We start from the raw sequence: 11,759 nt of genomic DNA, 5'->3' as shown, positions 1-11,759 counted from the left end.
GCGCGGGAGAGCCGGGCGGTGGCCGTGTTTCGGCTGGTCATAGGCGTGGCGGAGGCCCGGCCCCGCGTGGTGGGGGACCGGGCCTCCGTGCCGGGTTCGTGACGCCGGCGCGCCTGTTTGCCGCGATGCGCTTCGGTCGCCCAGCGCTTCGGTTTCAGTGCGCCTCGGCCAGGAGCTTGGTCACCCGGCTGACGCCCTCGACCAGGTCGTCGTCGCCCAGCGCGTACGACAGGCGGAAGTAGCCCGGAGTGCCGAACGCCTCGCCGGGCACCAGCGCGACCTCGGCCTCCTCCAGGATCAGCTCGGCCAGCTCGGCCGAGGTCTGCGGGCGCCTGCCGCGAAGCTCCTTGCCCAGCAGCGCCTTCACCGACGGGTACGCGTAGAACGCGCCGAACGGCTCGGGGCAGACCACGCCGGGGATCTCGTTGAGCATCCGGACCATGGTCTGGCGACGCCGGTCGAAGGCCGCCCGCATCTCGGCGACGGCGGACAGGTCGCCGGAGACGGCGGCGAGCGCGGCGGCCTGGGCGACGTTGGAGACGTTCGAGGTGGCGTGGGACTGCAGGTTCGTCGCCGCCTTGACCACGTCGGCGGGGCCGATCAGCCAGCCCACCCGCCAGCCGGTCATCGCGTACGTCTTGGCCACGCCGTTCAGCACGACGACCCGGTCGCGCAGCTCGGGCACGGCGGTGGCGATGCTGGAGAACTTCGCCTCGCCGTAGACCAGGTGCTCGTAGATCTCGTCGGTGACGACCCACAGGCCCTTGTCGAGCGCCCAGCGGCCGATCTCCTCGACCTGGGCGGGGGAGTAGACCGCCCCCGTGGGGTTCGACGGCGAGACGAACAGCAGCACCTTGGTGCGGTCGGTCAGCTTCTCCTCCAGCTGCTCGACCGAGGCCAGATAACCGGTCGTCTCGTCGGTGACCACGTCGACCTGGACGCCGCCCGCGAGCTTGATCGCCTCCGGGTACGTCGTCCAGTACGGCGCCACGACCAGGACCTCGTCACCCGGGTCGAGCAGCGTGGCGAAGGCCTCGTAGACCGCCTGCTTGCCGCCGTTCGTCACCAGGACCTGGGCGGCCTCGACCTGGAACCCGCTGTCGCGCAGCGTCTTTTCCGCGATCGCCTGCTTGAGCTCGGGCAGGCCTCCGGCCGGGGTGTACTTGTGGAACCTGGGGTTCCGGCACGCCTCGACGGCCGCCTCGACGATGTAGTCGGGCGTGGGGAAGTCGGGCTCGCCGGCGCCGAAGCCGATGACCGGGCGACCGGCCGCCTTCATCGCCTTGGCCTTGGCGTCCACGGCCAGAGTCGCGGACTCGGAGATCGCGGAAATACGCGCGGAGATGCGAGGTCGGGTCATGGCTCCATCGTTCCAGACGCGCCACGCGGTTTCGTCTCCATATCCAGGATGCGGACGGGTTCTCGCGGTAGCTTTGAACCGCACGAACGGCACTCGGGCCGCCTCTCCGGGCGGCGCGGCGACCACGTGGTTCGACGGACTGGTGAATCCCGCGTACACTTCACCGACTAGTGGGCCACGTGAACGACGGGACGGACGCTTCTCCGCGTTTCTCGGGTATCGTGGTGCACGGCTTAGGGCACTAGCGCAATTGGTAGCGCACCGGTCTCCAAAACCGGCGGTTGGGGGTTCGAGTCCCTCGTGCCCTGCGGAGTGCGGTCCGCGCAACAATGGCGTGAAAGCGCGCCGCAACTGCGACGGACACGACGGATCAGGTGAGGACTGTGGCGATCGATACCCGCGGCGAGACCGCTGGCAAGCCAGGCAAGCCGACCAGTGAGAAGAAGGCAAAGCGCACCTCGCCCGCTCTTTTCTATCGGCAGGTCGTCGCCGAGCTGCGCAAGGTCATCTGGCCCAGGCGCACTGAGCTGATCTCTTACACGGTAGTTGTCCTGGTCTTCGTCGTGATCATGGTTGGGCTCGTGTTCGGGATCGATACGCTGCTGGGTAAGGGTGTGCTCTGGCTCTTCGGCGGATCCTGATCCCGCCCGAGACGTCGCAGCGCGTCAAGACACCAAGCGAAGAAGGAAGAGTCCCGTGTCCGAGTCCCCGATGCCGGCCGACCGCTCCCATGACGAGGATGACGAGTGGGGCACCGAGCAGGACGAGGCCGTAGCAGAGGCCGAGGAGACCACGGTCGCCGACTCAGACGGTGGTGACGGCGGCGAAGACGCGGCTGAGGCCGCCCCGCAGGTCGACGAGGACGGTGACGTCCTCCCGGATGTCGACCCGGTCGAGGAGTTCAAGCGCCAGCTTCGCGGTCAGTTCGGCGAGTGGTACGTCATCCACTCGTACGCCGGTTACGAGAACCGGGTGAAGCAGAACATCGAGAGCCGCATCGGGTCCCTCAACATGGAGGACTTCATCTTCCAGGTCGAGGTTCCGACCCACACGATCACGGAGTTCAAGGGCGGCAAGAAGACTCCGATCAAGGAGCGCGTGCTTCCCGGTTACGTCCTGGTCCGGATGGACCTGACCGACGAGTCCTGGGCCGCGGTGCGCAACACGCCCGGTGTGACCGGCTTCGTCGGCCTGTCCAACAAGCCGAGCCCGCTGAACCTCGACGAGGTCGCCAAGCTGCTCGCGCCGGAGCCTTCCGAGGAAGTCAAGAAGGCCACGACCAAGACGACCACCGCGACCGTCGACTTCGAGGTCGGTGAGTCCGTCACGGTCATGGACGGACCGTTCGCCACGCTGCCGGCCACGGTCAGCGAGATCAGCGCGGAGTCGCAGAAGCTCAAGGTCCTCGTCTCGATCTTCGGTCGAGAGACCCCGGTTGAGCTGTCGTTCAACCAGGTCTCGAAGATCTGACCGTCTCGCGTAGACTCGATAGCCGTCCTCACGCACGCCCTGCTTCGGCGTGCCTGTGAGGCTTTTGTAGGACAAAGGACCCGGAGAAGGACAAATGCCTCCAAAGAAGAAAGTCGCGGCCCTGGTGAAGGTCCAGCTTCCCGCTGGACAGGCCACCCCCGCGCCGCCGGTCGGTACCGCGCTCGGTCCGCACGGCGTCAACATCATGGACTTCGTCAAGCAGTACAACGCGGCGACGGAGGCCCAGCGGGGCAACATCATCCCCGTCGAGATCACCATCTTCGAAGACCGCAGCTTCACCTTCATCACGAAGACGCCGCCGGCGCCCGAGCTGATCAAGAAGGCCGCCGGTCTGCAGAAGGGCAGCGCGAACCCGCACAAGGACAAGGTGGGCAAGCTGACCCGCGAGCAGCTTCGCCAGATCGCCGAGACCAAGCTGCAGGACCTCAACGCCAACGACGTCGAGGCCGCCGAGAAGATCATCGCCGGCACCGCCCGCTCCATGGGCATCACCATCGCCGACTGACGATCTCCGCGAGGGCTCGTAAGCGCCCGAGGCGCCGCGCCGGAGGCGCGGCAATCCAACGCTGTGGGAGGGCCGAAGCGCAGGCCCGGACCACGATCTCCATGAGGAGCATGAAGTGAAGCGCAGCAAGAACTGGAAGAACGCGGCGGCCGAGGTCGACCGCGCGGCCCTGTACAACCCGCTCGACGGCGTACGGCTGGCCAAGAAGACCGCGACCACGAAGTTCGACGCGACCGTCGAGGTCGCCCTGCGGCTGGGCGTCGACCCCCGCAAGGCCGACCAGATGGTCCGCGGCACCGTCAACCTCCCGCACGGCACCGGCAAGACCGCCCGGGTCCTGGTCTTCGCGACCGGTGACCGTGCCGAGGAGGCCCGCGCGGCGGGCGCCGACATCGTCGGCTCCGACGAGCTGATCGACGAGGTGTCCAAGGGCCGTCTCGACTTCGACGCGGTCGTCGCCACCCCGGACCTGATGGGCAAGGTCGGTCGCCTGGGCCGCGTGCTCGGCCCCCGCGGCCTCATGCCGAACCCGAAGACCGGCACCGTCACGCCCGACGTGGCCAAGGCCGTCACCGACATCAAGGGCGGAAAGATCGAGTTCCGGGTCGACCGGCACGCGAACCTGCACTTCATCATCGGCAAGGCGTCCTTCGACGACCGTCAGCTCGTGGAGAACTACGCCGCGGCGCTGGACGAGGTCCTGCGTCTCAAGCCGTCGGCGGCCAAGGGCCGTTACCTCAAGAAGGTCACCTTCACCACGTCCATGGGCCCGGGCATCCCGGTCGACCCCAACGTGACGCGGGCGATGACCGCCGAGATCGACGCCTGAGCCGTCGCTCCGGACCGCACGACGACGGAAGCCCCCGCCCTTACCGGGCGGGGGCTTCCGCGCGTCTTGGGCAGATCACGAGCTTTCGTGCGTCTTCCGATAATCAGACGGCGAATAAACTCGGCGCGTGACCGTAGAGCGCAGGGATTCCGTCGATCACATCCTCGACCAGTGGCGGCGCGAGCGGCCCGACCTGGATCTGTCGGCCATGGGGATCTTCGGTCGCCTCGCCCAGGTGACCCGGGTGATCGAGGGAAGGGTCGAGGAGGTTCTCGACCGGCACGGCCTGCGCCCGGGGGACTTCGACGTGCTGGCCGCGCTGCGCCGTTCCGGCCCGCCGTACACGCTGATTCCGTCCGAGTTGTCGGACACGGTGATGATGTCGCGCGCCGGCATGACGAGCCGGCTCGACCGGCTGGAGGCCGCCGGGCTGGTCGAGCGCAGTCTCGACCCGGCCGACCGGCGCAGCTTCAAGATCACGTTGTCGGAGAAGGGGCGCGAGGTGATCGACGCGACCCTCACCGACCACGCGGCGAACCTCGCCCGGCTCGCGTCGGGGCTGCCCCCGAGGGACGCCGCCACGCTCGACCGGTTGCTGCGCGACCTGCTCACGTCGCTGGCCTGACATGCTCGCCGGCTCATCGGCGTACGCCGCGGCGCCAGACACCCGCGATGGCACGGGTGGCGGTGATGTCGCGGGTCGGGTCGCCGTCCACCAGCAGCAGGTCCGCGCGCATGCCCGGCGCGATCCGCCCTCGGTCGTGGAGCCCGAAGTGCCGGGCGGGGACGCTGGTGGCCGCCGCGAGCGCCTCCTCGGGGGTGAGACCCGCCTCGGTGAGGAGCGGCAGTTCGCGATGCATGCTCGCGCCGTGCAGCGGGGCGAAGAAGTTCGCGTCCGTGCCTGCCAGCAGGGGCACGCCCGCGCGGTGCAGGGCCAAGGCCGCGTGCGCGGCGTTCACCACGCCCTGGGGGTGCACGGGTACGGCGCCGGGGTCGTCGCGGACGGCCGCCCGCGCGTGGTCGGGCAGCCGCGACGCGACCCGCTCGTCCCGGACGAGTTCCGCCCCGCCCGTCCCGCCGGTGATCGCCTCGATGTAGCTCAGCGTGCTGACCACGAACACTCCGCGGGCGGCGGCCCGCGCCGCCAGCATCTCGACGGCGGGATCACCGGGCGGGGCATCGTGGACGACGTGCGCCAGGCCGTCGATTCCCGCCTCGATCGCGACAGTGGCGTCTCGCACGGTCGCCACGTGGGCGATGGTCGCCAGGCCCGCAGCGTGCCCGGTCTCGACGAGCGCGGCGACGACATCCGGGCCGAGGACCGGCAGGTCGAGCCCCGCCGCTGAGCCGTCGTCCACGACGATTTTCAGATAGTCGATGCCCTCCGCCAGCCGGGCCTCGACGAACGCCTTCGCCTGCCCGGCGTCGGCGATCGTGTCGAAGGCGCCCACGGCGTCGCCGAGGTGAGCGACGGCCGCGGCCTCCGCGGCCATGATCTGGCTGGGGTGGCCGTTCGGTGCGGTGGCCAGGACGCCGGCACTGCGCAGGTCGGCCACGTCGTCCCGCTCGGCGGCGAGCCTCCGCTGCCTGGCGAGGTTGGACGGCAGGCAGAACATGTCGAGCTCTGTCGTCACCCCGAAGGCCAGCGCCTGGGCGAGCATGCCGTCGGAGACGTGGGTGTGCGCGTCGATCAGGCCGGGGAGGACCGTCCTGGCCGTTCCGTCGATCTCGGCGTCCACCCGTCGTCCGTCGTACTCGGCGATGAGGTCGTCCTCGACGAGCACGTTCGCCCGGGGGATCGTCCGTTCGCCGTCGAAGACGCGCACGTCCCGAATCAGGGTACGCATGTCTGTGCTCCTCGTTCGATGTCAGATAGTACGGGTGCTAACTATCTAGCCGCAAACTAACCGTGTTTGTGCAGGGATTGTGTAGGGCTCATGGTGGTTCGTCCGGAGCGACGCGCCCGGCGCGTTAGGCGCATAGGGTCAAGGGCAGGTAAAGGGGGAAACCGAAGGGATGGACACAATGCGACGACTACTGGTGGCCGCCGGGGCGGTGGCCGCGATCACGGTCGCGGGATGCGGGACGACCGCGACTCCGTCTCTCCAGAACGCGCAGCTCTCGGCGGCCGAGGTCATCCAGCAGACCGCGCAGAAGGCCGACGAGGTCAACACCTATGCCGCGGACCTCGTGGTCAACGTGACCGACGCCAAGGGCGGTCAGGGTGGGGTCGTCCAGGGGACGATGCTCTACCAGAAGACCCCGCAGATCGCCTCCGACATCAACCTCAGCCAGGTGTCGTTCAACGGGCAGAACGTGCCCGGCGGCGTGCGGGTGATCCTCCAGGGCGACGTGGCGTACGTGAAGCTCGACATGCTCAAGACCCTGGTGGGCGCCACCAAGCCGTGGATCAGGCTCGACCTGAAGCAGCTCGGCTCGCAGGCCGGCGTGAACGTCGACCAGTTCCTCGGCCAGGCCCAGCAGTTCGACCTGAAGACGAGCGCCGCCCTGCTGACGGCGTCCAAGGACGTGAAGTCCGTCGGCGGCGAGCAGGTCGGCGGGGTGGACACGACCCACTACTCGGGCACGTTCCCGGTCGACGAGGCGGTCAAGCAGCTTCCCGAGGAGCAGCGCGGGCGCCTGCAGGGCGAGCTCGCGAGCGCCAAGGACGTCAGGTTCGACGCGTGGATCGACGCCCAGGGCCTGCCTCGCAAGGTCGAGCTGAGCGGCGGCAAGCCGGACGCCGGCACGTTCAAGGCCACCGCGATGTTCAAGTCGTTCAACGAGCCGGTCTCGATCGAGGCGCCGGCCGCCGACCAGGTGGGCGAACTGCCGCAGACGCTGCAGCAGCCGTCCGGCCTCGGCGGCTGATTTGGCGTCCAGACGGTTGACAACGTAGTCTGTCTCCTGCCGAAGACCGCCGGTCGTCGCCGGGCGTACAGCCCGGTACCGAAGGATCCACGTTGAGTGGACGGCCCGCGTAGGTGTGGAGACGCTTGAGGACGTTCGACGTCCGTCCAAGCCCCGTGCGCCTGCGCCGGGGCTTGTCTGTTTTCCGAGGGCCTTCGCCGGCGGCACATCTGGAAGGAGGCCCATGGCGAAGGCGGAGAAGAGCGTCGCGATCGCCGAGCTCAAGAGTGAGTTCGAGGGATCCAGCGCCGCCGTTCTGACCGAATACCGCGGTCTCACCGTCGCTCAGCTCAAGCAGCTGCGCGTTTCTCTCGGTGGGAATGCGAAGTTCGCCGTGGCGAAGAACACGCTCACCAAGATCGCGGCCAACAACGCCGGGATCACCGCCCTGGACGACCTGTTCCAGGGCCCGACCGCCATCGCGTTCGTCAAGGGCGACGTCGTGGAGGCGGCCAAGGGTCTGCGTGACTTCGCCAAGGCCAATCCCCTCCTGGTGATCAAGGGCGGCGTCGTCGACGGCAAGTCGATGACCCCCGACGAGATCACGAAGCTTGCCGACCTTGAGTCCCGTGAGGTGCTCCTCGCGAAGCTGGCCGGTGCGCTGAAGGCCAAGCAGTCCCAGGCTGCCGCCACCTTCGCCGCGCTGCCCACCACCATGGCTCGACTGGCCGAGGCTCTGCGCGCCAAGCGCGAAGAGGCCGGCGAGTAGGTCCGCGTAGCGGACGGGGGGAAGCGCGCACCGCGGTCCCTTTTCACTTTTAGCTAGACCCACTGGAGGAACACATCATGGCGAAGCTCAGCACCGACGAGCTGCTCGAGTCCTTCAAGGAGATGACCCTCCTTGAGCTGTCCGAGTTCGTGAAGGTCTTCGAGGAGACCTTCGACGTCAAGGCCGCCGCTCCGGTCGCCGTCGCCGCCGCCCCGGCCGCCGGTGGCGCCGGTGGCGCTGCCGAGGAGGCCGAGGAGCAGGACGAGTTCGACGTCATCCTCGAGGCCGCCGGCGACAAGAAGATCCAGGTCATCAAGGAGATCCGCGCCCTGACGAGCCTGGGCCTCAAGGAGGCCAAGGACCTCGTGGACGGCGCTCCGAAGCCGGTCTTCGACGGCAAGGTCAACAAGGAGCAGGCCGAGAAGGCGAAGGCTGCCCTCGAGGGCGCCGGCGCGACCGTCACCGTCAAGTAAGACGGTCTCGCAACACGCTTCACCGAAGGGGCGGGTCCATCCAGGTGCCGGATGGGACCGCCCCTTTCGCGTGTCCGGAAGTCGCGTGCGATCCAGACCCTTATGAGCAGGTCGGACCCGTTGATCTATCGTGCGGACGTAGGCTCCGCGCGACATGATCGGGCCGAGACCACCGGTGCTCAGGAGGTGCGGGGATGCGGCGCGCGCTGACCGTCGGGCTCGTTCTCCTGGTGGCCGTGTCGGCCCTGGCGGTTCTGCGCCTGGTCCGGGCCCGTACGGAGGCCCTGGCGGCGGAACAGGACCGCGAGATGGCCGTGAGGGCCGCCGCGGCGCACGCCGTGAGTCTCATGTCCATCGACCACCGCCGCATCGACGACGACATCAAGCGCGCGCTGGCCACCTCCACGGGCCCCGAGCGGGCACGGTACGCCGCCGGGCAGGCGGCGCTGAGGGATGCCACGCTGAAGAACAAGGCCGTCCAGACGGGGGTCCTGCGGGCCTCCGCGCTCGCCTCCCTCGACGACGGCCGGCGTACGGCGCAGGTGCTGATCGTCGGCGACGCGGTGATCCACTGGGAGGACGGCAGGAAGGCCCCGCCCGAGGAGCGCTTCTTCCGCTGGCGCATGGACGTCACGAACGCCTCGGGCCTGTGGCTGGTCTCCCGCGCGGAGCTGGTGCAGTGAGGCGCATCCTGGTGTCGCTGACGGCCCTCCTCGCGGCCGGGCTGGCCGTCGCCGCCGTGTGGCTGCTGCTCGACCTGCGCCGCCTCCAGGCCGCCGAGACGGCCTCTCGGGAGGCCCTGGCGGCCGCCCGATCCTACGCGCCCGACATGCTGTCGTACGACTACCGTACGATCGACCGGGACATGCTGAGGGCGGGGGCGCACGCCACCGGGCAGCTGGCGGAGCACTACCGGACGCTCGCGGAGACACTCGGCCCGCGGGCGCGCGAGCGGCGGACGGTCCAGCACGCCGTCGTGGCCGCCGCCGGCGTGGAGTCGGCGACGCCGGAAGAGGTCCGGGTGCTGCTGTTCGTGAACATGGTCACGACGCGCTCAGGACCGGGCCAAGAGGAGCCGAAGCAGCAGGTCAGCCAGGGGAGAGCGCGCCTGGTCATGGTGACGCAGGGCGACGGCTGGCGGGCCGCCCGGCTGTCCACGCTCCTGGGTGACACGCCCGTCCCCTGAGCCCGTGGCTAAATTGTTAGCAAAGAAGACGTTTAGGCCAGGGCTATGGCTGGGTATCCAGGGCATGGCGGCGTCGACCCATGGTCAGCGTTGGCCCGTTCGTGTGACTGAGCGTTACCCGTCTCCGGTCCCGGGTAGGGACTGGGTCCCGGCGCTCGCTCGGTCCCAAGGGCGGGAAAAACCCAGCGTGACGCCCGTCGGTTAGGCGAATTGTCGGCTCTCGGGCTTGACGTTTCGGCGCTGACGGGTGATGCTGCCACCAACGTGGAGCGCAGAGCGATAGCGGAGTGGACAGGTGTATGCCGATCGGCTACACTGCCCCTTTGCGCTGCCCTTTGACGACCGTCTCTCTGAGTAACTCTTAGTCCTGGTCGTCTGGCGTGCGTGTAGTCAGTCCGCGAGCCCTCGGAAGGACATCTGTTGGCAGCCTCGCGCAACGCCTCCGCCGTACCCGCCGGTCCCCGTACCGTGTCGTTCGCACGTATCGAGGAGCCGCTCGAAGTACCCGACCTTCTCGCCCTGCAGACCGAGTCCTTCGATTGGCTGCTCGGAAACGAGAGATGGAAGGGCCGGGTTGAGGCGGCTCGCCAGGCCGGGCGCAAGGACGTCCCGGCCCAGTCGGGTCTCGAAGAGATCTTCGAGGAGATCAGTCCCATCGAGGACTTCTCCGGAACCATGTCCCTGTCGTTCCGGGACCACAGGTTCGAGCCGCCCAAGTACTCAGTCGATGAGTGCAAAGACAAGGACATGACCTACTCCGCCCCGATGTTCGTCACGGCGGAGTTCATCAATAACACCACAGGTGAGATCAAGAGCCAGACGGTGTTCATGGGCGACTTCCCGCTCATGACGTCGAAGGGCACGTTCATCATCAACGGCACCGAGCGTGTCGTGGTCTCCCAGCTCGTCCGGTCGCCCGGTGTCTACTTCGACCGCTCGGTCGACAAGACCTCCGACAAGGACCTGTTCGGCTGCCGGGTGATCCCGTCGCGTGGCGCGTGGCTCGAGTTCGAGATCGACAAGCGGGACAGCGTCGGCGTGCGCATCGACCGCAAGCGCAAGCAGCCGGTCACCGTGCTGCTCAAGGCGCTCGGCTGGACCAGCGACCAGATTCTGGAGCGTTTCGGCCAGTACGAGTCGATGCGGGCGACCCTGGAGAAGGACCACACCTCCGGTCAGGACGACGCGCTGCTGGACATCTACCGCAAGCTGCGTCCGGGTGAGCCGCCGACCAAGGAGTCGGCGCAGGCGTTGCTGGAGAACCTGTACTTCAACCCGAAGCGTTACGACCTGGCCAAGGTCGGCCGCTACAAGATCAACAAGAAGCTGGGCGTCCAGGCCGACATCACCCAGGGCACGCTGACCGACGAGGACATCGTGTCCACCATCGAGTACATCGTCCGGCTGCACGCCGGCGAGGAGACGATGGGCCCGGACAACTCGGTGGTCGTCGAGACCGACGACATCGACCACTTCGGCAACCGCCGTCTGCGCAGCGTCGGCGAGCTGATCCAGAACCAGGTCCGCCTGGGCCTGGCCCGCATGGAGCGCGTCGTCCGCGAGCGCATGACCACGCAGGACGTCGAGGCGATCACGCCGCAGACCCTGATCAACATCCGCCCGGTCGTGGCGTCGATCAAGGAGTTCTTCGGCACCTCGCAGCTGTCGCAGTTCATGGACCAGACCAACCCGCTGGCCGGCCTGACGCACAAGCGGCGTCTGTCGGCCCTCGGCCCGGGTGGTCTGTCGCGTGAGCGCGCGGGCTTCGAGGTCCGCGACGTGCACCCGTCCCACTACGGCCGGATGTGCCCGATCGAGACGCCGGAAGGCCCGAACATCGGCCTCATCGGCTCGCTGTCCTCCTACGGGCGGGTCAACTCGTTCGGCTTCGTCGAGACCCCGTACCGCCGCGTCGTCGACGGCCGGGTCACCGAGGAGATCGACTACCTGACCGCGGACGAGGAGGACCGGCACGTCGTCGCGCAGGCCAACACGGCCCTGAACGCCGACGGCACCTTCGCCGAGACCCGCGTGCTCGCCCGCCGCAAGGGCGGCGAGTTCGAGGCGGTCCACCCGTCCGAGGTCGACTACATGGACGTCTCGCCGCGCCAGATGGTGTCGGTGGCGACCGCCATGATCCCGTTCCTGGAGCACGACGACGCGAACCGGGCGCTGATGGGTTCGAACATGCAGCGTCAGTCGGTGCCGCTGCTGAAGAGCGAGGCGCCGCTGGTCGGGACCGGTATGGAGTACCGTGCCGCGACCGACGCCGGTGATGTGATCACGGCGGAGAAGG

Annotated in this window: 12 protein-coding genes, 1 tRNA gene and 1 pseudogene; 12 read left to right on the top strand and 2 right to left on the bottom strand. The window is 68.4% G+C overall.

Annotation, left to right across the window (positions count from 1 at the left end):
* Window positions 1-154 precede the first annotated feature (154 nt).
* The gene (locus tag HHX30_RS38065) at window positions 155-1,360 is read right to left on the bottom strand and encodes a pyridoxal phosphate-dependent aminotransferase (RefSeq protein WP_169988799.1); all 1,206 of its coding nucleotides are present in this window, start codon (window positions 1,358-1,360) and stop codon (window positions 155-157) included.
* A 235-nt stretch (window positions 1,361-1,595) separates the two neighbouring features.
* Here HHX30_RS38065 and HHX30_RS38060 point away from each other — a divergent pair.
* From HHX30_RS38060 to HHX30_RS38035, 6 genes are all read left to right on the top strand, one after another.
* A tRNA-Trp gene (locus HHX30_RS38060) sits at window positions 1,596-1,668 on the top strand.
* A 75-nt stretch (window positions 1,669-1,743) separates the two neighbouring features.
* Entirely contained in the window at window positions 1,744-2,001 is a 258-nt protein-coding gene (secE, locus tag HHX30_RS38055; protein WP_169988798.1) for a preprotein translocase subunit SecE, read from the top strand.
* 55 nt (window positions 2,002-2,056) lie between these two features.
* Window positions 2,057-2,830, top strand: coding sequence for a transcription termination/antitermination protein NusG (nusG, locus tag HHX30_RS38050; RefSeq protein ID WP_310742268.1), 774 nt, complete (start codon window positions 2,057-2,059; stop codon window positions 2,828-2,830).
* 94 nt (window positions 2,831-2,924) lie between these two features.
* A complete protein-coding gene (rplK, locus tag HHX30_RS38045; protein WP_169988797.1) occupies window positions 2,925-3,356 on the top strand; it encodes a 50S ribosomal protein L11 in 432 nt (143 codons plus the stop codon).
* A 115-nt stretch (window positions 3,357-3,471) separates the two neighbouring features.
* Window positions 3,472-4,185 (top strand): 50S ribosomal protein L1, encoded by a 714-nt coding sequence (gene rplA / locus HHX30_RS38040; RefSeq protein ID WP_169988796.1) that lies wholly within the window; start codon window positions 3,472-3,474, stop codon window positions 4,183-4,185.
* A 127-nt stretch (window positions 4,186-4,312) separates the two neighbouring features.
* Entirely contained in the window at window positions 4,313-4,810 is a 498-nt protein-coding gene (locus HHX30_RS38035; protein WP_310742267.1) for a MarR family transcriptional regulator, read from the top strand.
* A gap of 13 nt (window positions 4,811-4,823) precedes the next feature.
* On the opposite strand, the gene HHX30_RS38030 is transcribed toward HHX30_RS38035, so the two are convergent.
* Complete coding sequence (locus HHX30_RS38030) at window positions 4,824-6,032, bottom strand: amidohydrolase family protein (protein WP_169988795.1); 1,209 nt, start codon at window positions 6,030-6,032, stop codon at window positions 4,824-4,826.
* A gap of 178 nt (window positions 6,033-6,210) precedes the next feature.
* Between HHX30_RS38030 and HHX30_RS38025 the strand changes: the two genes are divergently transcribed.
* From HHX30_RS38025 to HHX30_RS38000, 6 genes and pseudogenes are all read left to right on the top strand, one after another.
* Window positions 6,211-7,056, top strand: coding sequence for a DUF1396 domain-containing protein (locus tag HHX30_RS38025; RefSeq protein WP_169988794.1), 846 nt, complete (start codon window positions 6,211-6,213; stop codon window positions 7,054-7,056).
* 223 nt (window positions 7,057-7,279) lie between these two features.
* Entirely contained in the window at window positions 7,280-7,804 is a 525-nt protein-coding gene (gene rplJ / locus HHX30_RS38020; RefSeq protein WP_079319155.1) for a 50S ribosomal protein L10, read from the top strand.
* Between the two features lie 77 nt (window positions 7,805-7,881).
* Window positions 7,882-8,277 (top strand): 50S ribosomal protein L7/L12, encoded by a 396-nt coding sequence (rplL, locus tag HHX30_RS38015; RefSeq protein WP_169988793.1) that lies wholly within the window; start codon window positions 7,882-7,884, stop codon window positions 8,275-8,277.
* A gap of 194 nt (window positions 8,278-8,471) precedes the next feature.
* Window positions 8,472-8,960, top strand: coding sequence for a hypothetical protein (locus HHX30_RS38010; RefSeq protein ID WP_169988792.1), 489 nt, complete (start codon window positions 8,472-8,474; stop codon window positions 8,958-8,960).
* Window positions 8,957-9,463 carry a hypothetical protein gene (locus HHX30_RS38005; RefSeq protein WP_169988791.1) on the top strand — a complete coding sequence of 169 codons (507 nt, stop codon included), beginning with the start codon at window positions 8,957-8,959 and terminating at the stop codon, window positions 9,461-9,463. The genes HHX30_RS38010 and HHX30_RS38005 overlap by 4 nt, the downstream gene beginning before the upstream one ends.
* A 420-nt stretch (window positions 9,464-9,883) precedes the next feature.
* Window positions 9,884-11,759: pseudogene (locus HHX30_RS38000) on the top strand (DNA-directed RNA polymerase subunit beta); the annotation flags it as partial.

This window comes from Microbispora sp. H10836, from assembly GCF_012999525.1.
Classification (GTDB): Bacteria; Actinomycetota; Actinomycetes; order Streptosporangiales; family Streptosporangiaceae; genus Microbispora.
Note: the sequence above shows the minus strand (reverse complement) of the source record. Positions and strands in the feature narration are given on the sequence as shown.

Bases quoted from the DNA above. Each gene is read 5' to 3' on its own strand.
- HHX30_RS38065 (WP_169988799.1), bottom strand. From the start codon at position 1,360: ATGACCCGACCTCGCATCTCCGCGCGTATTTCCGCGATCTCCGAGTCC.
- rplK (WP_169988797.1), top strand. From the start codon at position 2,925: ATGCCTCCAAAGAAGAAAGTCGCGGCCCTGGTGAAGGTCCAGCTTCCC.
- HHX30_RS38030 (WP_169988795.1), bottom strand. From the start codon at position 6,032: ATGCGTACCCTGATTCGGGACGTGCGCGTCTTCGACGGCGAACGGACG.
- HHX30_RS38025 (WP_169988794.1), top strand. From the start codon at position 6,211: ATGCGACGACTACTGGTGGCCGCCGGGGCGGTGGCCGCGATCACGGTC.
- rplJ (WP_079319155.1), top strand. From the start codon at position 7,280: ATGGCGAAGGCGGAGAAGAGCGTCGCGATCGCCGAGCTCAAGAGTGAG.
- rplL (WP_169988793.1), top strand. From the start codon at position 7,882: ATGGCGAAGCTCAGCACCGACGAGCTGCTCGAGTCCTTCAAGGAGATG.
- HHX30_RS38010 (WP_169988792.1), top strand. From the start codon at position 8,472: ATGCGGCGCGCGCTGACCGTCGGGCTCGTTCTCCTGGTGGCCGTGTCG.